This window comes from Acidimicrobiales bacterium (assembly GCA_016794585.1).
GTDB lineage: Bacteria > Actinomycetota > Acidimicrobiia > Acidimicrobiales > DATDAH01 > JAEUJM01.
Map to the genome: position 1 here is coordinate 206,170 of JAEUJM010000001.1, position 25,163 is coordinate 231,332.

At 72.7% G+C, this 25,163-nt stretch carries 23 protein-coding genes; 11 read left to right on the plus strand and 12 right to left on the minus strand.

The window, feature by feature from the left end:
- Window positions 1-29: 29 nt before the first annotated feature.
- Window positions 30-1,274 carry a hypothetical protein gene (locus JNK12_00850; protein MBL8774439.1) on the plus strand — a complete coding sequence of 415 codons (1,245 nt, stop codon included), beginning with the start codon at window positions 30-32 and terminating at the stop codon, window positions 1,272-1,274.
- Between the two features lie 46 nt (window positions 1,275-1,320).
- On the opposite strand, the gene JNK12_00855 is transcribed toward JNK12_00850, so the two are convergent.
- Entirely contained in the window at window positions 1,321-1,971 is a 651-nt protein-coding gene (locus tag JNK12_00855; GenBank protein MBL8774440.1) for a protein-L-isoaspartate(D-aspartate) O-methyltransferase, read from the minus strand.
- A gap of 96 nt (window positions 1,972-2,067) precedes the next feature.
- Window positions 2,068-3,897, minus strand: coding sequence for a DUF3459 domain-containing protein (locus JNK12_00860; GenBank protein MBL8774441.1), 1,830 nt, complete (start codon window positions 3,895-3,897; stop codon window positions 2,068-2,070).
- Window positions 3,898-3,928: 31 nt separating this feature from the next.
- Between JNK12_00860 and JNK12_00865 the strand changes: the two genes are divergently transcribed.
- Window positions 3,929-4,654, plus strand: coding sequence for a lamin tail domain-containing protein (locus JNK12_00865; protein ID MBL8774442.1), 726 nt, complete (start codon window positions 3,929-3,931; stop codon window positions 4,652-4,654).
- Between the two features lie 174 nt (window positions 4,655-4,828).
- Here the strand turns inward: JNK12_00865 and JNK12_00870 are convergent, their stop codons facing one another.
- On the minus strand, window positions 4,829-5,170 hold the full coding sequence (locus JNK12_00870; protein ID MBL8774443.1) for a hypothetical protein: 342 nt from the start codon (window positions 5,168-5,170) through the stop codon (window positions 4,829-4,831).
- The gene (locus tag JNK12_00875) at window positions 5,157-6,065 is read right to left on the minus strand and encodes a hypothetical protein (GenBank protein ID MBL8774444.1); all 909 of its coding nucleotides are present in this window, start codon (window positions 6,063-6,065) and stop codon (window positions 5,157-5,159) included. The genes JNK12_00870 and JNK12_00875 overlap by 14 nt, the downstream gene beginning before the upstream one ends.
- A gap of 202 nt (window positions 6,066-6,267) precedes the next feature.
- Between JNK12_00875 and JNK12_00880 the strand changes: the two genes are divergently transcribed.
- Together JNK12_00880 and JNK12_00885 are read left to right on the plus strand one after the other, a co-directional pair.
- Window positions 6,268-6,717 (plus strand): hypothetical protein, encoded by a 450-nt coding sequence (locus JNK12_00880; protein ID MBL8774445.1) that lies wholly within the window; start codon window positions 6,268-6,270, stop codon window positions 6,715-6,717.
- A gap of 10 nt (window positions 6,718-6,727) precedes the next feature.
- Window positions 6,728-8,419 carry an alkaline phosphatase D family protein gene (locus JNK12_00885; GenBank protein ID MBL8774446.1) on the plus strand — a complete coding sequence of 564 codons (1,692 nt, stop codon included), beginning with the start codon at window positions 6,728-6,730 and terminating at the stop codon, window positions 8,417-8,419.
- Window positions 8,420-8,472: 53 nt separating this feature from the next.
- Here JNK12_00885 and JNK12_00890 read toward each other — a convergent pair whose 3' ends face one another.
- Window positions 8,473-9,258 carry a L,D-transpeptidase gene (locus JNK12_00890; protein ID MBL8774447.1) on the minus strand — a complete coding sequence of 262 codons (786 nt, stop codon included), beginning with the start codon at window positions 9,256-9,258 and terminating at the stop codon, window positions 8,473-8,475.
- A gap of 23 nt (window positions 9,259-9,281) precedes the next feature.
- Complete coding sequence (locus JNK12_00895; protein MBL8774448.1) at window positions 9,282-9,743, minus strand: flavodoxin family protein; 462 nt, start codon at window positions 9,741-9,743, stop codon at window positions 9,282-9,284.
- Window positions 9,744-9,782: 39 nt separating this feature from the next.
- Between JNK12_00895 and JNK12_00900 the strand changes: the two genes are divergently transcribed.
- A complete protein-coding gene (locus tag JNK12_00900; protein MBL8774449.1) occupies window positions 9,783-11,477 on the plus strand; it encodes an aminotransferase class V-fold PLP-dependent enzyme in 1,695 nt (564 codons plus the stop codon).
- A 42-nt stretch (window positions 11,478-11,519) separates the two neighbouring features.
- Here the strand turns inward: JNK12_00900 and JNK12_00905 are convergent, their stop codons facing one another.
- The 5 genes from JNK12_00905 to nifJ all read right to left on the minus strand — a co-directional run bounded on the left by JNK12_00905 (window position 11,520) and on the right by nifJ (window position 17,998).
- A complete protein-coding gene (locus JNK12_00905; GenBank protein MBL8774450.1) occupies window positions 11,520-12,017 on the minus strand; it encodes a hypothetical protein in 498 nt (165 codons plus the stop codon).
- 17 nt (window positions 12,018-12,034) lie between these two features.
- On the minus strand, window positions 12,035-12,319 hold the full coding sequence (locus tag JNK12_00910) for a DUF1778 domain-containing protein (GenBank protein MBL8774451.1): 285 nt from the start codon (window positions 12,317-12,319) through the stop codon (window positions 12,035-12,037).
- An 83-nt stretch (window positions 12,320-12,402) separates the two neighbouring features.
- Complete coding sequence (locus JNK12_00915) at window positions 12,403-13,281, minus strand: hypothetical protein (GenBank protein ID MBL8774452.1); 879 nt, start codon at window positions 13,279-13,281, stop codon at window positions 12,403-12,405.
- Window positions 13,257-14,273, minus strand: coding sequence for a dihydroorotate dehydrogenase-like protein (locus JNK12_00920; protein ID MBL8774453.1), 1,017 nt, complete (start codon window positions 14,271-14,273; stop codon window positions 13,257-13,259). The genes JNK12_00915 and JNK12_00920 overlap by 25 nt, the downstream gene beginning before the upstream one ends.
- Window positions 14,270-17,998, minus strand: a complete 3,729-nt coding sequence (gene nifJ / locus JNK12_00925; GenBank protein MBL8774454.1) for a pyruvate:ferredoxin (flavodoxin) oxidoreductase — start codon at window positions 17,996-17,998, stop codon at window positions 14,270-14,272. Before nifJ ends, JNK12_00920 begins: the two co-directional genes overlap by 4 nt.
- Before the next feature lie 123 nt (window positions 17,999-18,121).
- Here nifJ and JNK12_00930 point away from each other — a divergent pair, with 123 nt between their 5' ends.
- From JNK12_00930 to JNK12_00950, 5 genes are all read left to right on the plus strand, one after another.
- Window positions 18,122-19,564, plus strand: a complete 1,443-nt coding sequence (locus JNK12_00930) for a DUF1298 domain-containing protein (GenBank protein ID MBL8774455.1) — start codon at window positions 18,122-18,124, stop codon at window positions 19,562-19,564.
- A gap of 12 nt (window positions 19,565-19,576) precedes the next feature.
- The gene (locus JNK12_00935) at window positions 19,577-20,980 is read left to right on the plus strand and encodes a wax ester/triacylglycerol synthase family O-acyltransferase (protein MBL8774456.1); all 1,404 of its coding nucleotides are present in this window, start codon (window positions 19,577-19,579) and stop codon (window positions 20,978-20,980) included.
- Window positions 20,981-21,194: 214 nt separating this feature from the next.
- Entirely contained in the window at window positions 21,195-21,878 is a 684-nt protein-coding gene (locus tag JNK12_00940) for a hypothetical protein (protein ID MBL8774457.1), read from the plus strand.
- The gene (locus JNK12_00945) at window positions 21,875-22,099 is read left to right on the plus strand and encodes a hypothetical protein (GenBank protein MBL8774458.1); all 225 of its coding nucleotides are present in this window, start codon (window positions 21,875-21,877) and stop codon (window positions 22,097-22,099) included. The genes JNK12_00940 and JNK12_00945 overlap by 4 nt, the downstream gene beginning before the upstream one ends.
- Window positions 22,100-22,246: 147 nt before the next feature.
- Entirely contained in the window at window positions 22,247-22,711 is a 465-nt protein-coding gene (locus JNK12_00950) for a hypothetical protein (GenBank protein ID MBL8774459.1), read from the plus strand.
- A 14-nt stretch (window positions 22,712-22,725) separates the two neighbouring features.
- Here JNK12_00950 and JNK12_00955 read toward each other — a convergent pair whose 3' ends face one another.
- Window positions 22,726-23,430, minus strand: a complete 705-nt coding sequence (locus JNK12_00955) for a crotonase/enoyl-CoA hydratase family protein (GenBank protein ID MBL8774460.1) — start codon at window positions 23,428-23,430, stop codon at window positions 22,726-22,728.
- Between the two features lie 114 nt (window positions 23,431-23,544).
- Between JNK12_00955 and JNK12_00960 the strand changes: the two genes are divergently transcribed.
- Window positions 23,545-25,152 carry a DUF2207 domain-containing protein gene (locus JNK12_00960; GenBank protein ID MBL8774461.1) on the plus strand — a complete coding sequence of 536 codons (1,608 nt, stop codon included), beginning with the start codon at window positions 23,545-23,547 and terminating at the stop codon, window positions 25,150-25,152.
- The last annotated feature ends 11 nt before the right edge of the window (window positions 25,153-25,163 follow it).

A 25,163-nucleotide genomic window follows, 5' to 3' on the forward strand; every position in this document is an offset into this window, starting at 1 on the left:
CCGACCCCCGCGTGGGCGATGATGCAACCATGCGACGACACCTCTGCCTGCTCGCGGTCGCGAGCCTCCTGTGCGCCCTGGCGGCCGCCACCGTCGGGGCCGCGCCCGCCGGCGCCGCCATCAACGGGATCACCACCTTCACCGCCGCGGGCATGGGCTCGCCCGACAGCGTCACCACCGGGCCCGACGGCAACATCTGGTTCGCCAGCTCCAACGGCGACAAGATCGGCAAGGTGACGCCGTCCGGCACCGTGACCGTCTTCCCGCAGGACCCGCTCTACGGCCCGAACGACATCGTGGCCGGCCCCGACGGGAACCTCTGGTTCACCGCCCGCCAGGCCAGCGGCATCGGCCGCATCACCCCCACGGGCACGGTGACCCTGTTCACCAACGTGAACATCAACCGCCCCCAGGCCATCACCGCCGGGCCCGACGGCAACCTCTGGTTCACCAGCAAGGACAACGACCGCATCGGCCGGATCACCCCCGCCGGATCGGTCACCACCTTCACGAACGCGAACGTGGACGGCCCCTGGGACATCACCGCCGGCCCCGACGGCGCGCTCTGGTTCACCTCGCTCACCAACAACCGCATCGGCCGCATCAGCACGGCGGGCTCGATCACGACGTTCGTCAACGCCACCCACGTCCGGGCCCCGCTCGGGATCACGACGGGCCCCGACGGTGCCCTCTGGTACGCCAACAGCTCGAACAGCAGCCTCGGCCGGGTCACCACCGCAGGCAGCTTCAGCAGCATCCCCGGCGTGTCGGGCGCGACCGCGGTCGTGGCCGGCCCCGACGGCAACCTGTGGGCCACCGAGGGCAACCCCGACCGCCTCGCCCGGGTGACGCTCTCGGGCGCCGTGACGACCTTCGCCAACGTCAACCTCGAGTTCCCTCAGGGCATCACCGTCGGCCCGGACGACAACATCTGGTTCGCCGGCCAGGGCAACGGCCGGGTCGGCCGTCTGACCACCCCGAAGTGCTCGGGTGATGTGGCGACGGTGCTGCTCGGGGCCTACGGCGCCCCGACGGCCGGCAATGACGTCATCGTCGGCACCGCGGGCGTCGACGTGATCAACGCCGGCTCGGGCGCCGACGTCGTCTGCGGGCGCGGCGGCAACGACACCCTCCGGGGCCAGGCCGGCAACGACGAGCTCGACGGCGCCGGCGGCAACGACACGTTGAACGGTGGCAGCGAGTTCGACACCTGCATCGGTGGCACCGGCACCAACTCCATCACCAAGTGCGAGGCCGTCCCCGCCGGCCCGTGATCCTGGATCGCTCGCCCGCCGTCTCGGCCGACGGGCGCTCTGACCGCTAGAGAGCCAGCGGATAGGTGCTGGGCGGCTCGCCGGCCGCCCAGCCCTGCTCGCCCACCAGTGGCACGAAGCGCACCGGGCCGAGAGGCTCGGTGCGCAGGTCGTCGCCCTGGCGGCGCACCCGCTCGAGCTCCTGGTCGTGCTGGCCGGCCCCGACGGGCATGACGAGGCGGCCGCCGTCGGCCAGTTGGTCCAGCAGCGCCTTCGGGACGGTCGGGCCGCCGGCGGTGACCACGATGGCGTCGTAGGGGGCGGCGTCGGGCCACCCGAGGGTGCCGTCGCCGACCACCACGGTCACGTTGTCGAGCCCCAGCTCGGCCAGCCGCTCGGTGGCCTGCGTGGCCAGGCACTGGTGGCGCTCGACGGTCCAGACCTCGGCGGCGATGCGCCCGAGCACGGCGGCGGCGTACCCGGAACCGGTGCCGATCTCCAGCACCCGGTCGGTGGGCCGCAGCTCGAGGGCCTCGGTCATGAGGGCGACGATGTAGGGCTGCGAGATGGTCTGGTCGGCGTCGATGGGCAGGGCGCAGTCGTCGTAGGCCGCCTCGACGAGGCAGGGCTCGACGAAGCGCTCCCGGGGCACCTCGCCCATCACGGCCAGCACCGTCGCGTCCCGGATGCCCCGGCCGGCGAGGTCGCGCGCCACCATCTCGGCGCGCTGTCGGTCCGGATCGAGCGGTCGGTGGTGTCTCATCCCAAGGCCAGCCAACCCCCACGGGGCCGTGGGGGCCAGGGTCCTTCGTCCCTACCCGGCGCCCGGCGCCTCCGAACCGACGATCGCGGCGCGGTCGGGCGGGAGGTGCAGGCGGCCCCCGGCGAGGCGGACGTCCTCGGCGCTGGCGGCCAGCAGGACGAGGTCGTCGGTGACCTCGACCCACGTGGCGGCGGTGCCGAGGTTGGCCGCCACCGTGACCCGGTCGTCGCCGTGGCGCCGGTCGTAGGCGAGGAGCCCGGCACCGAGACCGCTGCGCAGGTGCAGGTCGCCGGCGTGCAGCGCGGGGCGTTCGCGGCGCAGGTGCAGCAGCCGGCGGTACCACTCGAGCATCGACCAGGGCCGGCCCACCTGGTCGGCCACGTTGCGGGTGCGGTGGTCGTCGTTGACGGCCAGCCACGGGGTGGCGTCGGGCGGGCAGAAGCCGGCGTGGACGGTGCCGTCCCACTGCATCGGCGAGCGCACCTCGTCGCGGTTCAGCCGCTCGGGCAGGCGCTTCGAGAGCGGCTCGGGGATCCACGCCAGCGAGCGGGCGATGGGGTCGAGGGCGTCGCGGAGCGGCCGGTAGGTGTTGGCCATGCCGAGCTCCTGGCCCATGTAGATCGTCGGGACGCCCCGCACGGTCAACAGGACGGTGGCCAGCACGCGGGCCTTCTCCTCGTCGCCGCCGAGGCGGTCGATGCTGCGGCTGCGGTCGTGGTTCTCCACCACGTAGGTGGGCTGCGCCGGCGCGGGGAACGCGTGCTCGAAGCGGGCGATGACGTCGTGGAACCAGCCGGCGTCGTACTTGAACACGAGGAACTCGAAGAGGAAGGCGAGGTGCAGGCCGTCGCCCCCGGGGCCGCCCGTGTAGGCCTGCAGCACCTCGGCCGGCCCGAAGACCTCGCCGAGCAGCACCCGCTCGGGCTCGTACTCGTCGCAGACGGCCCGCAGCTCCCGGGCCAGCTCGATGTTGTCGGGCGTGTTCTCGGTGAACTCGTGGGGGTACAGGCGGGGCGGCGTGACCCGTGAAGCCGTCGGGCGCAGCGGGTTGTCCCGGAATCCGGGGTCCTTCATGATCGAGCCGAACATGTCGAGGCGGAAGCCGTCGACGCCCCGGTCGAGCCAGAAGCGCACGGCGGCGAACATGGCCGCCTTCACGTCGGGGTTGCGCCAGTTGAGGTCCGGTTGGCACGGCAGGAACGACGCGAGGAACCACTGCTGTCGCTCCTCGCCCCACTGCCAGCCGGTCTTGACCTCGATGGCCGCCTTCCAGTTGTTGGGGGGCTTGCGCCCGCCCGGGCCCCGCCCGTCCCGCCACACGTACCAGTCGGCCTTGGGGTTGTCCCGGGACGTGCGGGACTCGAGGAACCACGGGTGCTGGTCCGACGAGTGGTTGAGCACGAGGTCGAACATGACCCGCAGCCCCCGCTCGTGGGCGGCGGCGATCAGGGCCTCCGCGTCGGCGAGGGTGCCGTACTCCGGGGCGACGTCGCAGTAGTCGCTCACGTCGTAGCCGAAGTCGGCCTGCGGGCTCGAGAAGAACGGCGACACCCAGACCGTGCCCACGCCCAGGTCCACGAGGTGGTCGAGCCGGGCGGTGATGCCGGGCAGGTCACCGATGCCGTCGCCGTCCGAGTCGGCGAACGAACGCGGGTACACCTGGTAGATCGTCGTCTCGTGCCACCACGGTCGGTGCTCGGGCTCGGTCACGCCCAGACGGTAGAACGCAGGCGTGAGGATCGCGGTGGTGGGGCTCGTGGCGGCGGCGGTGCTCGGCGCCGGCGCGTGCTCCTCGTCCTCCACGCCCTCCTCGTCCTCGACCCCTGTCTCGTCGTCGGCGGCGCCGGGCACGCCGGCGGTCACCTCGACGGACGGCGCCACGCAGCCGGACCGCCCCGACAGGACGGGCCGCGTGCTCCGGGTGACCGACGGCGACACCCTGGTGGTCGAGGTGGACGGCCGCGAGGAGGACGTGCGCCTCATCGGGATCAACACCCCCGAGCGTGACGAGTGCTTCTTCGCCGAGGCCACGAACGCCCTCGTCGACCTCGTCGACGGCCGGGACGTGCGCCTCGTCGTCGACCAGACCGACCGGGACCAGTTCGGGCGGCTGCTCCGCTACGTGTTCGTCGGCGACAGCTTCGTCAACGAGGCGATGGTGCGGGACGGCTTCGCCCAGGCCTTCCGCTACGAGCCGGACGTCGCCCGGGCCGACCAGCTCGACGCCGCCCAGGCCGCGGCCCGGGCGGACGAGCGGGGCCTTTGGGCGCCCGACGCCTGCGGGCGGGTGGACGCCGACGCCGGCGCCCTGGTGGTGGAGCGCATCGAGGCCGACCCGCCGGGGGACGACACCCTCGACGCCAACGCCGAGTACGCCGTGGTCGCCAACCGGTCGGGCGCCGAGGTCGACCTCACCGGCTGGGTGCTGAAGGACGAGACCGCCTCCCACCGCTTCGCCTTCCCCGCCGGGTTCACCGTCCCCGCCGGTGGGACCGTCACCGTCCGCACCGGCTGCGGGTCGCCGACCGCCACCGATCTGTTCTGGTGCAACCAGGGCTCGGCCATCTGGAACAACGACGGCGACACCGCCTTCCTCCTCGACCCCAACGACAACGTCGTCGACACCCGCTCCTACTGAGCCGTTGGGCAGCGGGGATGCTGCTGACCACGGATCAGAAGGTTGGGGGTTCGAGTCCCTCCAAGCGCGCCAGCCAGACACGGCCCTGACCAGCGGAGACGCCGGCCAGGGCCGTTCTCGTTCTGGCCGTTGCTCCGGGAGTGGTAGCAGTTCTTCGGTAGCAGTTCACCGTGGCTACGACACCGTCGAGGCCGACTGACCGCTACTCGGAGAGGCGGGCGAGGAGGAGACCGATGACGAGCTCCAGGAGGTCCGGTGGATGGCGTCTTCGTCCGTGGCGATCCCGTCGGCGACGAGGACCGTGGTCGTCGGCGTGTCGGTCTCGTTGTTGAACGCCGAGTCGATGTCGAGGGTCGGGCGGTGCTCGCCGCCGACACGGCTCATGACGGCCAGGCCGCCGATGATGACGGGGCCGGCAGGGGCGAGCCGGGCGATCGAGCCGATGAAGGCGTCCATCGCTGCACCGGGGAGCAGGACCGGCGGGACTGGTGGCTCGTCGGGCTCAGTGCCAGACATGGTCGCCTTCCCAGGCGCGGACGGTCTCGGCGCCACGGGCCGGGTCGATGGCCAGCGACAGCGCCACGATCGCCTCGGACGTGACCGGGATCATCCGGACCGACAGGCGGGCAGGGTGCTTGAGGCTGACGGCGAGGGGAGAGGGGGCGACGGCGTAGCGCCCCATCGGCCCGTCTCGGCCGAGCGCCTGGGTCGCCATCGTGGCGTACTTCAAGGCAGCCGAGGATGCGAGCAGGTACTCGGGCGGAGTCTCGGCGGTCACGGCGATCGGAGCGCCGAGCTGAGCGGCCGCCAGAGCCCCGACCGCTGCGGCGTCCGATCCCGGAGGCACAGCGATCAACGGCAGGTCGATCCACTCGGGCCGCCACTCGGCTGCGGCCGCCCAGAACAGCGCTGCGGTGGCACGGTGGTCCGAGGTCAGGTAGCCAGCGCCTGCGAGGCGACGGAACGCCAGCGACACGCCGCCGGGTGTCGCACCGAGCATCCGGGCGGTCGGGCGGACGCCTGAGAGGGGCTGGGGCCAGGCGGCGAGCGCTGCGACGGTGATGCCGGAGACGACCGCTCCAGCGAACACCGAGACGCTGCGCTGGCTGGTCTGGTCTGGCAGGCCGGGCACATCGGCGTTCACGACGAGGGTGGGCGACCTGAACGTGAGGTGGCCCGTGAGGTCGAGCCATCCGGCGCCGCGCTCGTGGAGCTGCCTGGCCTCGACCAGCGTCACCCGGTCCCGCACGACGATCTGGAGGTCCTCCGGGCCGACGTCGTCGAGGTGGACGGCGACGAGGTCTCCTGTGGCTGCGAGGCGAACGCTTCCGCCGACGGCCTCGGCCTCCATGTTCAGGTGGCGGAAGGCCTCGGCGACGGCGGTCGCCTCAGGTGTGGCTCGTGGACCCATGGCGACAGTGTAAATGCGAGAGTGTCAGGTGTTCAATCCAGATTGAACACCTGACACTGGCTGTTTCGCGAGCGCGCTCCCTGGTCCGGGTCGCTACCGGGACCCGAACGGGAGCGTCCCGGTCGCCACCGAAGCGACCCGGAGGTAGCGGTTGGTGCTCCACGGGACATCACGGCCCTCGGAGCGGGCATAGCGTGGCGCCATGGGGGAGCGGGTTCCGAGCTGGGTGCGCCTCGGGGTGCTGGTGGTGCTGGCCATCCCGCAGCTGCTGGTGGGTGTGTGGGCGCTGTTGGCCACCAGGAATTGGTACGAGAACTTCCCCGGGGTGGGGCCCGATCTGGTGGCCGCCATCCCGCCGTTCAACGAGCACCTGGCGGCCGGCGCCGGCGCGGGCTTCTTCGCCACCGGGGTGGGCCTGCTGCTGGCCTGCATCTGGCCGCGCCGGGAGCTGTTGCTGCTGGCCCTCGCCGTCTTCCTCGCCTTCGCCCTGCCCCACACTCTCTACCACTCGTTCAACGAGGCCCCCGGCCTCGAGGGGATCGAGGAGATCGTGAACGCCGGCGGCCTCTGGCTCCAGGTGCTGGCCGCCTCGCTCTTCACCTGGGGTGCCTGGCGGTCCGGGCCCACCGAGGTGGTTGCCGGGCCGCGCTAGCGTCCCCGCCGTGACGACCGAGGCCCAGGGACGCACGAGCGGCACGGGCGACGTCGTCGCCGGCCTCGGGCCCATCACCCGCCGGCGCTTCCTGGCGCTGATCGGCGCGACAGGTGCGGCTGCCGCGGTGGGGCTGCGTACCCGGTCGGCGTCGGCGCAGACGCCGCCGATCCCCGCCGGCTACGTCGTCGCGTGGCCCGACGGCGTGATCGCCGGCGACCCGCTCCCCGAGGGCACCGTGGTGTGGACCCGGGTCGTCGCGCCGGCCGGCGCCGAGCCCGTCCCGGTGACCTGGGAGGTCGCCACCGACGAGTCGTTCGCCACCATCGTGGCCGGCGGCGTGGCCGTGGCCGAGGCCGCCGCCGACTGGACCGTCAAGGTGCCGGTCACCGGGCTCACCCCGGACGGCTGGTTCCACTACCGCTTCACCGTGGGACCCGACGCCAGCCCGGTGGGGCGCCTGCGCACGGCGCCGCCCGAGGGCGCCGCCGTCTCGTCGCTGCGCTTCGGCTTCGCCTCGTGCCAGCAGCGGGGAACCGAGCGGGTGGCCCAGCGGGCCGCCGCCGAGGAAGGCGACCTGGACTTCTTCATGCACCTCGGCGACTACATCTACGTCAACGACGGGAGCACGATCTCCCTCGACGACTACCGGGGCGTCTACCACCAGTTCAAGGGCGACGCCCGCCTCCAGCAGCTCCAGGCGGCGCTGCCCCTGGTGGCCATGTGGGACGACGGCGAGTTCCGCAACGGCATCGACCGCAACGAGGTCCCGGCCCGAGCGCTCGCCGCCAAGACCGCGTGGTTCGAGAACATGCCCGTCGAGGCGCCCGGCGGCGACGTCACCCGGCCCTACCGCAAGGTGGCGTGGGGCGACCTGGTCGACCTGTTCCTCATCGAGACCCGCACCCAGCGCGATCCCGAGCTCGACGAGGACGACGTCGGGGCCTCGACCGCGGGCCGCACCTGCCTCGGCGCCGAGCAGAAGGCGTGGCTGCTCGACGGCCTCGCCACCTCGACCGCCCGCTGGAAGCTGATCGGCAACCCCACCGACTTCGCCCCTTGGCGCAACCTCGACCCGTCCAAGCGGGGCTTTGGTGCCTGGGACGACTACGCCGCCGAGCGCGACGAGATCCTCGCCTTCATCGCGAACCAGGGGATCACCGACGTGGCCTTCCTCTGCGGCGAGACCCACGTGTGGATCGCCGCCCACCTCACCACCGACTTCGCCGACCCCGACGCCCCCGCAGTGGCCTTCGCCTTCACCACCGGCTCGCAGTCGGCCGACCCGGACCTCGTGCGCGACGCCGGGGGCGACCTGTACGCAGCGACGCAGGGCTTCGTGAACATCGGCTTCGGCTCGACGGTGCTCAACCCGCACCAGACCTACGTGAACCTCGTGAACTTCGGCTACACGGTCGTGCAGGTGGACGAGTGCGCCCTCACGGTCGAGTTCCGTACCGTCAACGTGTACGACGTGGACTCGCAGCCGCAGACCCTGGCCCGCTTCCGGGTCGCCCACGGCGCCACCCGCATGGACACCGAGATCGCCGACATCCCCTGCCTCTCGGCGCCCGACCCGAGCCGCACCATCGCCTCGCCCTTCACGTCGACGGGCCTCGCCGAGGTGCCCGAGGCCGTCGGCGGCGTCTGCCCGCTGCCCGCCGCCGAGCCGTTGCCGGTGGCCCCCGCCTTCACCGGCTGAAAGACACAGCCGCAACTGCAACGGTGTCAGCACCGTTGCAGGTGGGGGAGCGATCAGGGGGCGATGGTGACCGGGACGCCGAGGTGCTGGGGGAGCTGGTCCACGAGGGACTGGATGTCGGCGTTGCTCATGCGGATGCAGCCGTTGCTCACCCGTGAGCCGATGGCGGCGTCGTCGTAGGTGCCGTGGATGGCGATCTGGGGCGGGCCGCCGCCGAAGCTCTCGAGCACCTCCGAGAACCCCGACAGGCCGATGGCGGCGATGCCGTAGGCGCTGGGTTGGGCGTAGCCCTGCATGAGGGTGGTGGTGAAGAAGGTGCCGGTGGGGGTGGGGCTGTCGTCGGCGCCGATGGCGACGGGCACGTCGAGCAGAAGCTCGTCGCCGTCGAACATCTTGAGTCGGAACCAGGACAGGCTCACCTCGATGCGGAGGTCCGTGGTGGCCTCCTGGAGGCCATCGGCCTTGATCCAGCCCGTGGTGCCGTTTGGGCGCACCGGCACCTGCACCTGGACCCAGCCGTCCTGCTCGTCCTCGACCACGAACGCGAGGGGGTCGGCGGGCGCCTGCAGACCCGGCCCCGGCTTCTCGACGGTCAGCGCCGGCGCCGGATCGTCGGGGGCGGAGAACACCTCGACCGAGGTCGCCGGGGTGGTGACCACCGTCGTCGTGTGGTCGGGGGCGGTGGTGGTCGTCGGGGCGACCGTGGTGGTCGTCGGCGCCGCGTCCTCGCCGAGATCGGGGCGGTCGGCATGGCCGCACGACGCCGCGGTGACCGCAAAGGCGGCGGCCAGCACCACGCCGACCAGCACCTGGCGCGAGCGGTGGGGTCCCCGAGGCACGGACCCGATGGTACCGAGGCGGCTCAGGTGGCCTCGGTCGCCAGCAGGGCCGCCAGCGACGCCCCGAGCTCCCACGCGGCGTCGAGGGCGGCCGCATCGGGGCTGCCGGTGACCTCCAGCACGGGCTGCGCCAGCTTCCAGCCGAGCCCCGCGGTGATGGTGGCGACGGCCCGCACCGCGCCGGAGGTGTCGTCGTTGCCGTGGACGTACAGCCCGTAGGGGCGCCCGCCGGTGGCGTCGAGGCAGGGGTAGTAGACGAGGTCGAAGAAGTGCTTGAGGGCCCCGCTCATGTACCCGAAGTTGGCCGGCGTGCCGAGGAGGTAGCCGTCGGCCTCGAGCACGTCGATGGCGGTGGCGGCGAGCGCCGGCCGGACCACGAGCTCGACGCCCTCGATGTCCGGGTGGACGGCGCCGTCGCGGGCCCGCTCGAGCAGTGACTGCACGGCCGGCGACGGCGTGTGGTGCACGAGGAGGAGGCGGGGCACCCCTCCAGGGTCGCGCACGGCAGGCCGTAGCCTGGTGGGGTGCCCGCCGACGACCTGATCGCCGCCATCCGCGACGGGGTCATCGGCCTCGACGAGGTGGTGGACGGCCCGTTCGGGCCCAGGCCGGTGATCTACGCCGACTACACCGCCTCGGGGCGCTCGCTCTCGTTCATCGAGGATCACCTCCGCTCGGTGGTCCTGCCGCTCTACGCCAACACCCACACCGAGTCGTCGGGGACGGGCCTCCAGACCACCCGGTTCCGCGAGGAGGCGCGCGAGATCATCCGCCGCTGCGTCGGCGCCTCCGACGAGCACGCGGTGCTCTTCTGCGGCAGCGGCTCCACCTACGCCGTCGACCGGCTCATCGGGGTGCTGGGTCTGCGCCTGCCCTGCCAGCTCGATGACCGCTACCACCTGCTCGATCACATCCCCGCCGACGAGCGCCCGGTCGTGTTCGTGGGCCCCTTCGAGCACCACTCCAACGAGCTGCCGTGGCGGGAGTCGATCGCCGACGTCGTCACCATCGACGAGGACGCCGACGGCCACGTCGACCTCGCCCACCTCGAGGCCGAGTTGGTGCGCCACGCCGATCGGCCGCTCAAGATCGGCTCGTTCTCGGCGGCCTCGAACGTCACCGGGATCATGACCGACACCGTGGCGGTGTCCACCCTGTTGCACCACCACGGGGCGCTCTCGTTCTGGGACTACGCGGCGGCTGCGCCGTACGTCGACATCGACATGGGCTCGCCCGCCGCCGGCCCCGCCTACCTCGACGCCATCTTCGTCTCGCCCCACAAGCTCATCGGCGGTCCCGGCACGCCGGGCCTGCTGGTGGCCCGCAAGGAGCTCTTCACCAACCGGGTGCCGGACGTGCCCGGCGGCGGGACCGTCCGCTTCGTCAACCCGAGCGAGCACGACTACCTCAGCGACGTCGAGCAGCGCGAGGAGGGCGGCACCCCCGCCATCGTCGACTCCATCCGGGCCGGGCTGGTGTTCCAGCTGAAGGAGGCCGTGGGGATCGACGAGATCCGCGCCCGCGAGGAGCGCTTCGTGCGCCTCGCCATCGAGTCGTGGGAGGCCAACGAGCGCATCGAGGTCCTCGGCAACCACAAGGCCGAGCGCCTCTCCATCGTCAGCTTCGTGGTGCGCCACCCCATGTCCGACGGCCAGGACGGCTACCTCCACCACAACTTCGTGGTGGCCCTCCTCAACGACCTCTTCGGCATCCAGGCCCGAGGCGGCTGCTCCTGCGCCGGTCCTTACGGCCACCGCCTCCTCGGCATCGACCTCGACCGCTCCCACGAGTTCGAGCGCGAGATCGACCGTGGCTGCGAGGGCATCAAGCCGGGTTGGACGCGGGTGAACTTCAACTACTTCATCGACGACGCCACCTTCCGGTACCTGCTCGACGCGGTCCACCTCGTCGCCGACGAGGGCGGCCACCTCCTGCCCTGGTACGCCTTCGAGCCCGACACCGGCCTCTGGCGCCACCGCAACGGGCCCACGAAGCCACCCATGAGCCTGCACGACATCTCGTACGCCGGCGGGTCGATGTCGTACCCGAGCCGGCCGCACGAGCACGCGGTGGTGGACTTCGCGGCGCTCCTCGACGAGGCGCGGGCGATCCTCCGGCGCGCCGCCGAGGACGAGCGCCCCGAGCCCCTCGCCCGTCCCGACCTCACGTCGGACTTCGAGCACCTCCGCTGGTTCCCCCTCCCCGACGAGGTCGCTTGAAGACGTCGCGAGACCAGATGGTGTCCCTTCGGGTGCTCGTGGCTACTCGGCTCGTAGGGTCCGCCGAGCGTCCTTCATCAACAGGACGAGGTGGAGGTCGTCGGTCGGGCTGGGGATGAGCTCCGGGATCAGGTGCAGGTAGAACTCGCGCGCTGCGTCGGTCTCGGCGTGGATGAGCAACCCGCGGCAGCCGATCTCGTCGCTCAGGCCCAACAACCGGGCGATGGCGTCCACGAGGAGTCCGGCGCCCAGCCCCCTTCCCTCGTGACGAAAGTCCACCCCGAGGCGGGCGAGGAGTGCCACCGGTTGTGGGTAGCGTCCGGCGCCCCTGCGGAGTCGCTCAGGTGCTGCCTCGAGCGCGAGCTGCCCCATGCACCAGCCGTAGTACGCCACGACTTCGTGGCCGCCGGCGGGGGTGACGACGAAGACACGCGTGGTGCCGCCTGCGATGGACTGGCGGGCGTAGCGGCGCAGCCAATCGGTCTGCTCGGACGAGCCGCAGGCGAATTGCTCGACGGCATGTGCCGGTCCGAGCGGCACCGGTGCCCGGTAACTCGTCACCTCTCGAACGGGGAGCGACGTTCCAGGAGCTTGCGGAGTCCCGGCAGGTCGCGAGCGGGTTCGTCGTTGATGCGATCCCACTCTGCGGCCGCCTCAGGGGCCAGCTCGAAGTGGTCGCGGTCGGCGAGGACGCGTCGGGCTGCGTCGGTGAGATTGGTCAGGACGAACGTGGTGAGGTCGGCCCCGGACTCCGCTGCGGCCCGGCTGATGAGCGTCCGCTCCTCTGCGGTGGCACGGACCTCGATGCGCTGGTCTCTCGTTCGAATGGGTGCGGCGGCCATGCCCGTTCCTTTCTGTCTGTACGGACAGCGTACGGCCACGATGCCCCGGCGGCAAGGAGTCGACCTCCCTCCAATCGTGCCGGTCAGGTGCGGGGCTCCAGGGAGGTGAGGCGCCACTCGCCCTCCTCGGAGTAGGTGATGGCGCCGACGGGGGAGTCGGAGTCGATCGAGGCGGAACGCGTGTTGCGCAGGGGCAGGCCGTCGCTGGCCCGGAACCAGAAGTCCTCGACCTGACGGCCGGACTGGGCGTCGGACATCTCGCGCACCTGGTGGTAGTGCAGGGCGGGAATCTCCTCGGCGCCGACGGTGACCGTCTCCTCGCCGACGAAGATGGTGCGCCCCGCGGACACGGTGGTGCCCGAGACCGTGTCGCTCGTGCCCCGGCACTCCTGGCGCCACCGGTCGCCGGGCGCCGCGCCGGCCCGCACCACCACGGAGTCGGGACAGCGGAACGTCGAGGTGTTGCCGACCGCGGCCACGCCCAGGTCCCAGGCCTGGAAGGTCTGCCCGCCCACCTCGACCAGCTCCAGCCCGTCCGCGCCGTGCTCCGCGCAGTAGTCCCACGCCTGCCAGTGGTCTTCGTGCAGCTCGATCCGGAAGCTCCAGCAGCCGTCGGCGTCGTGGGTGACCGTGGCCGGCAGACGCGGCCCCTGGCCGTGATCGCCGGGCAGCAGGGACAGCGACTCAGAGCCTTCGCCGGCGTAGACGTAGACGCCCTCGGCGGGCCGGGGGACCCCATCCGCGCCGCCCCCGTCGTCGGTCCCGTCGGTGCCGCCGCTGAAGTCCTCGACAGCCTCGTCGATGGACGCGGGCCCCGGCTCGCGTCGCAGGATCAGGACCGCGGCGCCGGCCACCAGCGCGGCCACCACGGCCACCGTGACGCCGAGCGCCACCCAGCGGCCCCGGTGATGGCGGCGGGCGGGTGGGTCGTCCGGCGTCAGTGGCTCAGCGGGTGGTTCCACGACTGGAGGACCTGGCGGTAGTTGGACCGTTCGAACGCCGACGGGTCGTCGGCGTTGCGGTGGCTGACCGAGCCGCGCAGCTGGGCCACGCTCTCGTAGCCGTGGGCGTCGAGCCAGGTGAGCAGCTCGCGCAGCATCCCCTCCAGCCGCCGGGGGCCCTGACGCAGGAGGGCGGAGGTGGTCATGGCCACGTCGGCACCCACCAGCAGGGCCTTCGCCGCGTCCCGGCCCGAGTGCACGCCCGAGGTGGCGGCGAGGCTCACGCCGGCGCCGAGTTGGGGGCGCAACATGGCGATCCACCGCAGGGGCAGGCGCAGCTCGCCGGGCGCCGAGAGCTCGAGCCGGGGCACGACGTCGAGGGTCTCGAGGTCCACGTCGGGCTGGTAGAAGCGGTTGAACAGCACGAGGCCGTCGGCGCCCGCCTCGACCGCGGCGGCCGCGAAGTGGCCGAACGAGGAGTAGTAGGGGCTGAGCTTCACCGCCAGGGGCAGGGTGATGGCGTCCCGCACCCCCCGGATCAGGGCGAGGTCCCGCGCCTCGACCTCGGCGGCGTCGACGGTGGGGTCGGCCGCCACCCGGTACAGGTTCAGCTCGAGCGCGTCGGCGCCGGCGTCCTCCAGCAACTCGGCGTAGCGCACCCAACCACCACCGGTGGCGGCGTTGAGGCTGGCGATGACCGGTGCTTCCGTGAGCTCCTTGGCCTCGGCCAGGTGGTCGATGTAGCGGTCGAAGGCCGTGTCGAGGCGGGGGATGGCCGGGAAGTAGTCCGAGGCCTCGGAGAACTGGCCCGAGCCCTGCTCCAGGGCCTGGTTCAGCTCGAGCTCCTCCTCGAGCACCTCTTCCTCGAACAACGACGGCAGGACGATGGCGCCGGCGCCCGCTTCGCCGATCTGACGCAGCGTGGTGGCGTCGCCGGTGAGCGGGCTGGAGGACGCCACGATGGGCGACCGCAGGTCGAAGCCCAGGTAGCTCGTGTGCAGGTTGACCGTCATGACGGCTCCTCCTCGTGGTCGTCGTGGTCGCCGTGAGCGTCGTGGTCGTCGGGGGAGTGGTGATGGTGGTGGTGCGGGTAGCCGGCGTCGGTCGGGTGCTCGGGCTCGACGTCGGGATCGGGCTCGTGGGGGATGGTCCGCTCGATGGCGGCCAGCTGCTCGTAGAGGTGCCAGCGCTCGTCGACCTCCGCCTGGGCGAGCGCCTGGAGGTGTTCGGCCTCGTCCGGGTGGGTGCGCTCGAGCACCGCGAAGCGGGTCTCGGTGGCGGCGAAGGCCTTCACGGGGAGGGTGGGCCGTTTCGAGTCGAGGCGGAAGGGGTGGCCGCCGTCCTCCCGGCTGGGCTGGAAGCGGTACAGCGGCCAGTACCCGCTCTTCACCGCGTCGTGCTGGTGCGACATCGACTTCGACATGTCGATGCCGTGGGCGATGCAGGTGCTGTAGGCGATGACCAGCGAAGGGCCCGGCCAGGCGGCGGCCTCGAGGAGGGCCTTGGTGGCCTGGCGGTCGTTGGCGCCCATCGAGACCTGGGCCACGTACACGTTGCCGTAGGCCCGGGCGATGGCCCCGAGATCCTTCTTGCCCGTGGCCTTGCCCGAGGCCGCGAACTTCGCCACGGCGCCGAGGGGCGTCGACTTGGACGCCTGCCCGCCGGTGTTCGAGTACACCTCGGTGTCGAGCACGAGGATGTTGACGTTGCGCCCCGAGGCGAGCACGTGGTCCAGCCCGCCGAAGCCGATGTCGTAGGCCCAGCCGTCGCCGCCCACGATCCACACCGACTGGTCGGCGAGCGCGTCGACCACCGCGAGCAGGTGGTGGGCGTCGACGTCGCCGGCGTCGACCGCCGGCCCGAGCAGCGCCTTGGCCCGCCCGACCCGGTCGCGCTGGGCGGCGAGGCCGGCCTCGTCGGACTGGTCGGCCTCGAGGAGGGCGGTGACGAGCTCCTCGCCCAGCACTGGGGTGAGGCGACGCGTGAGCAGTCGGGCCTGGTCCACCTGGGCGTCGAGCCCCAGGCGCAGGCCGAGGCCGAACTCGGCGTTGTCCTCGAACAGCGAGTTCGCCCATGCCGGCCCGCGCCCGTCGGCGTTCGTGGTCCACGGGGTCGTGGGCAGGTTGCCGCCGTAGATCGACGAGCAGCCCGTGGCGTTGGCCACGAGCATGCGGTCGCCGAAGAGCTGGCTGAGCATCTTCAGGTAGGGCGTCTCGCCGCAGCCGGCGCAGGCGCCGGAGAACTCGAACAGCGGCTCGAGCACCTGCGAGCCCTTGGCGGTGTCGTGGGCGAGGAGACCCCGGTCGAGCGGGGCGATGGAGGAGAAGAAGTCCCACCGGGTGCGCTCGGCGTCGCGGTGATCGAGGGCCGGGGCCATGTCGATGGCCTTGTGCTTGGCCTCGGTCTTGTCCTTGGCCGGGCAGACGTCGACGCACACGCCGCACCCGGTGCAGTCGTCCGGCGCCACCTGGACGGTGAGGAGGTGGTCGGGCAGGTCGTGGGAGCGGAAGGTCTTCGAGAGGAAGTTGTCCGGAGCGCTCTCCAGGGCCTCGGGGGCGAACACCTTCACCCGGATGGCGGCGTGCGGGCACACGACGGCGCACTTGGCGCAGTCGATGCAGATCTCGGGGTCCCAGATGGGCAGCTCGGTGGCGATGGCCCGCTTCTCGTACTTCGCCGTCCCCGTGGGGAAGGTGCCGTCGACGGGGAGGGCGCTCACCGGCAGGAGGTCGCCGTCGCCGGCGAGCAGGCGGGCGGTGACCCGCTGCACGAAGTCCGGGGCGTCGTCGCCGATGGCCGAGACGGGCACCGGCGCCGCCACCGGGCCGGCGTCGGCGGGCACGGTCACCCGGGACAGCTCGGCCAGCGAGCGGTCGACCGCGGCGAAGTTGCGGGCGACCATGCTGCGGCCCCGTCGGCCGTAGGTGGCCTCGATGGACGCCTTGATGTGGTGGATGGCCTCGTCCGCGGGGAGCACCCCCGCGAGCTGGAAGAAGCACGGCTGCATGACCGTGTTGATGCGGGTGCCCATGCCCTCCTCCCGGGCGACCTTGTAGGCGTCGATCACCCAGAGGTCGACGCCCTTGGCCAGGATCTGCTCCTGGATGGTGCGGGGCAGGTGCTCCCAGACCTCGTCGGCCGAATAGGGGCTGTTCACCAGGAGGGTGGCGCCGGGCCGGGCCCGGTCGAGCACCCGCATGGGCTCGAGCAGACCGAACTGGTGGCAGGCCACGAAGTCGGCGTCCTCGATGAGGTAGGTCGAGCCGATGGGCTCGGGCCCGAAGCGCAGGTGCGACACGGTCGACGAGCCCGACTTCTTCGAGTCGAACTCGAAGTAGCCCTGCGCCCAGAGGTCGGTGTGCTCGCCGATGATCTTCACCGAGGACTTGGTGGCACCCACCGTCCCGTCGGCGCCGAGGCCGTAGAAGAGGGCCTGGACCTCGCCGTCGGGTCGGGGGACCCGGAAGGCGTCGTCCACCGCCAGGCTCAGGTGGGTGACGTCGTCGACGATGCCGACGGTGAAGTGCGGCGCCGGCCGCTCGGAGGCGAGCTCGTCGAAGACGGCCTTCGCGTGGGCGGGGCGGAACTCCTTCGAGGCCAGGCCGTAGCGCCCGCCGATGACCCGTGGCGTGGCACCGGTGAAGCCGGGCTCGGCGCCCTGGCGGTCCTCGCTGAGCGCCGTCACCACGTCCTGGTAGAGCGGCTCGCCCAGGGCGCCGGGCTCCTTGGTGCGGTCCAGCACGGCGACGGAGCGCGCCGTCGGGGGCAGGGCGGCGAGGAGGTCGGCTGCCGGGAAGGGGCGGTAGAGGCGCACGGTGACCACACCCACCCGCTCGCCGGCGGCGCACAGGGCGTCGACCGTCTCGCGGACCGTGCTGGCGCCGGAGCCCATCACCACGACGACGCGGTCGGCGTCGTCGGCGCCGTGGTACTCGACGAGCCCGTAGCGCCGGCCGGTGCGCTCGGCGAGGCGGTCCATCGCCTCGCGCACGACCTCGGGGACGGCCCGGTGGAAGGGGTTGGACGCCTCGCGACCCTGGAAGAAGACGTCGGGGTTCTGGGCGGAGCCCCGCAGCACCGGGGTGTCCGGAGTGAGGGCCCGCCCCCGGAACGCGACGACGTCCTCGTCGGCCACGAGGGCGCGCAGGTCGTCGTCGGAGAGGAGGGCCACCGGGTCGATCTCGTGGGAGGTGCGGAAGCCGTCGAAGAAGTGCAGGAACGGGACGCGGGAGGCGAGGGTGGCGGCGTGGGCGACCGCGGCGAGGTCGTGGGCCTCCTGCGGCGAGCCCGACGAGAGCAGCGCCCAGCCGGTGGTGCGGGCATGCATCACGTCGCTGTGGTCGCCGAAGATCGACAGGGCGTGGGTGGCGAGGGTGCGGGCGGCGACGTGGATGACCGTCGGCGTGAGCTCACCGGCGATCTTGAACATGTTCGGGATCATCAACAGCAGGCCCTGCGACGCCGTGAACGTCGTGCCGAGCGCCCCGCGTTGGAGCGCGCCGTGCAGGGTGCCGGCGGCGCCGGCCTCGGACTGGAGCTCGAGCACCTCGGGGACGCTGCCCCAGAGGTTGGGCCGCGCCGCGGCCGCCCAGTCGTCGGCGAGCTCGCCCATCTTGGTGGCGGGGGTGATGGGGTAGATGGCCATCACCTCGCTGAGGGCGTAGGCCACCAGGGCGGCGGCCTCGTTGCCGTCGATGCAGGCTCGAGGGGGCCCGGGAGGAGTGGCGTCGATCGTCATCCCTCCGAGCATTTCCCACCAGGGTGGGAGCGGGCAGGGCCAAACGTCCCGAGGGTGGCGACAGGAGGCACAACGTGACCTTCGGCCCTTGGGCCGGGGGCCCACCGGACACATGATCGAGCCGTGGGGAACACCGACGACGCCGGGGTGGACGAGGGCGTGGACGAAGAATTCGAACGTCGCCTCGGGGCGTCGGACTCGGTGCTCTGGGACATCGAGAAGGACCCGGTCCTGCGCTCCACCATCACCGCGGTGGCCCTGCTCGACCGGGTCCCCGACTGGGAGCGCCTCCAGCGCCGGCTGCACCACGGGTCCCACCTCGTGCCCCGCCTCCGCCAGCGGGTGGTGGTGCCGCCGCTGCGGGTCGGCGCGCCCCGGTGGGTCGACGACCACCGCTTCGACCTCGACTACCACCTGCGGCGGGTGCGGGCGCCGGAGGCCCCCGCCGGCGTCGACCCCCTTCGGGCGGCCCTCGACGTGGCCCAGGCTCTGTCGCTGGCCCCGTTCGACCGGGCCCGGCCCCTGTGGGAGTTCACCCTGGTCGAAGGGCTCCCTGGTGGCCGGGCGGCCTTCGTGCAGAAGGTGCACCACACCGTCACCGACGGGGTGGGGGGCGTGCGTCTGGCGCTGATGCTGGTGGACCAGGAGGCTGACGCGCCCGAGCCCGAGCCCCCGAAGCCACGAACGGCCGAGTCGGCCGCCGGGGCAGGCGCGCTCTTCGCCGGCGCGCTCTCGGAGACGGTGCGCGACGCCGCCCGCAACGCCACCCGCGTGCCGGGCGCGGCGGCGTCGGCGATGTCCGGGTTCGCCCGCGACCCGCTGGGGTCGATGCGCGACGCCGCCCGCATGGGCGGCTCGGTCACCAAGCTGCTCCGCCCGGTCACCGAGCCCTGCTCGCCGATCATGCGCGAGCGCAGCCTCGCTCGCCGCTTCGAGGCGTTCGAGGTGCCCTTCGACGACCTGCGCGCCGCCGGCCACGCCGTGGGCGGTCACGCCAACGACGCCTTTCTCGCCGCGGTCGTGGGTGGCCTGGCCGAGTACCACCGCCATCACGAGGCGCCGCTTCGGGAGCTGCGCTTCACCATGCCCATCAACGTGCGCCACGAGGGCGACCCGATGGGCGGGAACCGCTTCGTCCCGGCCCGCTTCGCGGTCCCCGCCTACGTCCGCGACCCGCAGGCCCGGATGGCCGTGGTCGGCCGGGTGGCCCAGGAGTGGCGCACCGAGCCCTCGCTCGGCCTCACCGAGCCGCTCGCCACCGTGCTCGACCGCCTCCCGATCTCGGTGACCACCGCCCTGTTCGGTGGGATGCTGAAGGGGGTGGACGCCGTGGTCACCAACGTCCCGGGGGTGCCGATGCGGCACTACCTCGCCGGCGCCGAGGTGGAGCGCGAGTGGGCCTTCGCCCCGCCCAGCGGCTCGGCACTCAGCGTGGCCCTGCTGTCCCACGTCGGCGTCGGTTGCGTGGGCCTCACCATCGACACGGCTTCGGTGCCCGATCCCGAGGTCCTGTCCGACTGCGTCCGGCGCTCGTTCGACGAGACGCTGGCCGTCGGTCGTGGGTAGGAGGGACCGGTCATGGACCGCCTGAGCCCGCTCGACGCCGAGTTCCTGCACCTCGAGGACGACGTCGCCCACCTCCACATCGCCGGCCTGTCCGTGTTCGAGGGCCCGGCGCCCGAGCTCGAGGACCTGATCGGGCTGCTCGAGGCGAAGTTGCACCTCATCCCGCGCTACCGCCAACGGGTGCGCTCGGTCCCGCTCGAGCTGGGCCGGCCGATCTGGGTGGACGCCGCGGACTTCGACGTCCGCGACCACGTCGGCGAGCTGGCACTGCCCGGCCCGGGTGACGACGCCGCGCTCTGCGATCTCATGGCCGACGCCATGTCACGGCCGCTCGATCGGGAGCGCCCCCTCTGGGAGACCCACCTGGTGCGAGGCCTGGCCGACGAGCGCTGGGCCCTGATCTTCAAGGTCCACCACGCCATGGTGGACGGCATCTCCGGGGTGGGCCTCCTCACGGTGCTGCTCGACCTCGAGCGTGACGTCGAGCTGCCCGACCCGCCTCCCTGGCAGCCGCAGCCCGAGCCGTCCGGTGTCTCCCGGGTGCTCGATGCCTGGACCGGCGCGGCCGGCGACGCGCTGCACCTGGCCGGCCAGGTCCCCGCCGCCATCGCGCGCGACCCGCTCGGCGCCCTCCGCTCGGTGACCGACACGGGGGAGGGTCTGATCGGCTTCACCCGGCACCTCGGCACCACCCCGCCGCTGTCCATAGAGGGGCCGATCGGGGCCACCCGGTCGTGGGCCCACTCCGAGGCCTCCCTCGTCGAGGTGAAGACCATCGGCAAGGCAGTGGGCGGCACGGTCAACGACGTGGTGCTCGCAACGGTGAGCGGCGGCTACCGGGCGCTCCTGGCCGCCCGGGGCGAGGACCCCGACCGGGCCGTGGTCACCACCCTCGTGCCGGTGTCGGTGCGGACCGAGGACGCCGAGGGCGTGCCCGACAACCGGGTGTCGGCCCTGCTGCTCGACCTGCCGGTCGATCTCGCCGACCCGGTCGAGCGGGTCGAGCGGGTGTGCGCCGACATGCGCGAGCTGAAGCAGTCGCACATGGCGGACGCCGGCGAGACCGTGACCACCCTCGGCGCCCTCGCCCCGCCGATGATCCTGGGCACGGTCAGCCGCCTGGCCACCCGGCTCATGCACCGCCTGCCGCAGCGCTCGGTCAACACCGTCACCACCAACGTGCCGGGCCCCCAGTTCCCCCTGTACTGCCTGGGTCGGGAGATGCTCGAGTACCGACCGTTCGTGCCCATCAGCCACGGCGTCCGGGTGGGCACCGCAATCCTCTCCTACAACGGCCGGCTGTCGTTCGGGGTCACCGGCGACCGGGACACGGCCTCCGACGTCGACGTGCTCGCCGCCGCCATCGCCGACGGGGTGGGCGAGCTGGGCGAGCGGGCCAGGGACCTTCGGCCCTAGGACGAGCCGACCGGCCCACCCATGATGTCCGCAGGCTGGCGGAGGCCGACCGGACCTGGACCCGGGCGTTGGGTCCGGGTTCTGGGCGGACGGTCGGCCTCCGATGGTCTGGCGACCGGCCCGAGAGGAATGACAGCGGCGTAACTGTCAGACCCGTTTCGCACGATGTGCTCCGGCGATCGGCCCCGTGGTGGGGGCCGGGGAGGAGCACACGATGGAAGCGAACGCACAGGAGGACCGGGCCCGGGTCGCGGCACTCATGGTCCGCATGGCCGACGGCGAGGCGGCCGCGGTGTTCGAGCTCTACGAGGCCTGCGGTGCCCGCCTCGCGGCCGTGATGCGGGCCCACCTGGGTGCGGTCGGGGTGCGGGGCGTGCCCCGAGAGGAGGTGGACGGGCTGGTCATGGACGCCTGCCTCGAGCTCTTCGCCTGTGCCGGCGCCTGGCGTCCCGACGGTGGGGCGCTGCCCTGGACCTGGGCCGCCAGCCGCCTGCGCCGCCTCGCGGCGCGCTGGGTGGGCATCCACGCCGACGAGTTGGACGAGGGGGCCCACGACGACGGTGGCGTCGCCGACGCCACCGGTCCTGCCGTCTGGTCGGGCGAGGAGGGGTCGGCCTTCGAGGTGCTGCGCGAGGCGAGTCGTCACCACGCCCTGGCCGACCTGTTGCTGGACGGCCTGGGCCGGGTGGGTTCGCCCCGCGACCAGGCCATCGTCCTCGAGCTCCGCCTCCAGGCGGACCTGGGCGACCCGTCCCCGTCGCACACCGTGGCCGCCGGCCTCGGGGCCAGCCCCGAGGCCGTCCGCCAGGTGAGCAGCCGCATGCGGCGCCGCCTCCGCCGGCTCGCCGACTCGGACGAGCGGTTCGCCCCGTTGGCCGATCTCCCCCTCGTGGCGTGACCGCCGACCCGGCCGGCGCCGGCGTCCGGGCCGGTGCCCGGCCTGCGCCCGCCGCCGACGAAGCCGCGGCCCGCCGCCGCCATCCGTCGGCGCGCCCGTGGCGCCCGGATCACGACCGCCTCGCCGCCCGCCTCACCGCGCACCTCGAGGCACTCGGCTGGTCACCGACGGCGGCGCACGCTGCGGCCAGCGCGGCCCGGGAGGCCGTCCGGCGCCCCTGACCGGGTGGTTGGGCCATCGGGGCCGCACCTGGCAGGATGGCCCTGGTCATGAGCTCTTCGCTGCGAGACATCCCCGGAGCTGGCTCCTCCGGTCGCCGCCGTGGCGATCGCAAGGCGAGCGGTCCTGTGCGCACGCCACACGTGCCGGTGACCCGCCCCACCGGTGGCGGGGCACCCCGCAAGCCTGGCCCCGGTCGCCGCCGCAGCTTCAGCAGCCGCAAGTCCGTCGACCGGGTGAACCTCCTGCTCGCGCTTGCGTTCGTGGGGCTGGCCGTGGTGGGCCTCGTCTGGATCTGGAACATGAACCAGGTCTCGGTCACCGCCACCGGGGTCGATCCGGGGGCCACCATCACGCCGCAGCAGGCCGTGGGGCTGACGATCGAGATCGAGGTCTCGCCGTCGACCAATCTGGGCTCGGCGGTGCTGACTTTCGACGGCGAGGACGTCACCGACGACGGCAACGTCGAGGCCACCGACAACGGGTTCGTGTGGCACTCACCACCGGCGGTGGGCCTCGAGAACGGCGAGCACACCATCGGGCTCGAGGTGAAGCGGGTGATCCGGGGCACCCACGAGTGGGACCTGACCTTCGAGGTCCAGCCGGCCGACTGACCCCCCGGGGTGCTCTACGGCTGGGGCACCTCGATGCTGGACATGTCCTCCGCCAGCGTGGCTCGGGCGAAGTCGGCGGTGGTGGTGCGCGCCCGCTGCTTCGTCTCGGCGAAAGCACCGGTGCGCAGCTCGCCCAGGCGGGCGGCCTCGGCCGTGGCCGCGGCGACGAGCTCGCCGGCGGGCACCACCCGGTCCAGGTAGCCCACCGCGGCCGCCTCGTCGGGGCCGTAGAGCTGGGCGCCCATGGTGGCGTGGGTGAAGGCGGTGGGCAGCAGGCGATCGCGGGCCAGCTCGACCGCGAAGATCGGCAGCTGCATGCCGATGGCGACCTCGTTGAGGCCGATCTTGAACTCGCCTTCCGCACCGATGCGGACGTCGCCGACCAGCAGGATGAGGGCGCCCGCGGCGAGGGCATGGCCGGTGCAGGCGACCACGAGGGGGCGGGGGAGCAGGTAGAGGCGCAGGAGCAGCTCGGCGCCGGCGGTGACCAGGCCCTGCATCTCCTCGGTGCCCGCAGTCATGGTGGGCAGGTGGAAGCCCGCGGAGAACCGGCCCTCGCGTCCCACCAGCACCACCGCGCGGGCTTCGGCCTCGGCCCGGTCGAGGGCGGCGTGGAGGTCGTCGACGAGCTCGTGGGAGATGGCGTTGGCCTTCCCGTCGTCGAGGCGGATCACCGCCACGGAGCCGTCGAGTTCGTACGAGACCGCGCCTGTCGTCATGGCGGGCACGCTACGGGTCGCGCTCGGCGCGGTGCACGCCCGGCACCCCGGGTGGGCGAAGATGAGTAGGTGCTACTCAGGACGGGCGGGCGCGGGCGTGGTGGGCTGTGTCCGATGAAACGAGCCACCCTGTGCGCCCTGTTGTTCGTCGTCGTGGCGGCCGGCTGCGGCCTCCAGGACGGCCAGATCGCGTTCATGTCGTCCCCCCGGGGGAGCCACCTCGAGGCCCTGACCTACCGCATCACCCTCCAGCCCACCGGTGATCTGAGGGTGCGCATGGGCGCCCGCTTCCTCGACGACGAGGGCGGCATCCTGCCCGTCCCCAAGCCGCTCCTCGGCGGCGTCGAGGACCTCCGGGTGAACGGTGCGCCGGCGCAGGGATCGTCCGAATTCGAGACGGTCAACGTCCCCGTCACCGGCGAGGAGGCGGTGGCCACCTTCACCATCACCGGAGCGGTCAAGGCCGGCGACGACATCACCACCATCAACACCCCGCTCGTGGCCGAACCCAGCGACGCCTCCCGCCAGGACCCGCCCGTCGAGGTCAGCGGGGTGCTCCTCCTGCCCGAGGGCACCCGCCCGGCGGACATCGACTTCCACTGGATCAACGGGCTCGACCAGGAGGTCTCGGTGCGGCCCGCCAAGGTGCGCTTCACCGGCGAGTCGCCCATCTGGACCTCCTCCGACCTGCTCGTGGGGCTGCCCCCGGGCCTGGCCCCCGGCCTGGCCGGCGACTTCGGGGCGGTGACGAGCGCGTCGGCCTTCCAGAACGAGGTGGCGACGGCGGACGCCAACAGCGAGTCGCTGGAGAGCACCCTCGACAGCCAGGACCTCCAGAAGCAGATGATCACCTGGGTGCTGGTGGGGGTGGGTGCGGGCGTCTGCCTGTTGATGGTGGTGCAGTGGTACCGGCTCCAGACCTCCGACCGGCGGGCCCGTGAGCGCTACCAGGCCACCTTTCCCGACCACGTGGTCGACCCGCCCGACGCCTACGACCCCGCGGTGGTGGGGTTGCTGCTGGCCGACGGCCGCAAGCTCGATCAGGACGCCGTGGCGGGCACGGTGCTCGACCTCGCTCACCGGGGGGTGGTCACCATCGACGGCTACGGGCCGGACCGCTGGGTGCTGCGGGTGCCCTCGGCGGCCCAGGGCGCGCTGCCGGCCGAGCAGGTGGTGCTGGACGCGCTGCGGGCACAGAGCCCCACCGGCGAGATCACCGGCCCGCCGCTCTGGGCGGACAAGAGCCCGTCGTGGTGGCGCCACTACCGGGCCGCGGTGTTCAAGCGGGCCAAGGACGAGGGCCTGGTCCGCCGGCGGTTCCGCGTCCTGTACGTGGGACCGTTCGCGGCGGGGATCGTGTGCGCCACCTGGCCGCTGTGGGCCACCCAGAGCACGATCTGGATCGTGCCGGTGGCCTCGATCGCCTTCGGCCTCGTGTTCGCCCTGCCGCTCGGTGGCGGGTTCGAGCCCACCCTGAAAGGCGTGAAGTCGGCGGGCTACTGGAGGGCCTTCGGCCGCTACACCGCCGACCAGGGGCACTGGGAGGACGTCGGCCCGGCCGGCATCGCGGTGTGGGGCCCCTACCTCGCCTATGGCACGGTGCTCGGCACCTGCGACTTCGCGACGGGCCAACTCGCGCCGCGGGGCGGCAAGGAGCGGGCCGGTCGCAGCGAGGCCCAGGACCAGGTGGATGCCGAGGAGCTCGCCGGCGGGCCCTTCTGAGCCGGGGTCGC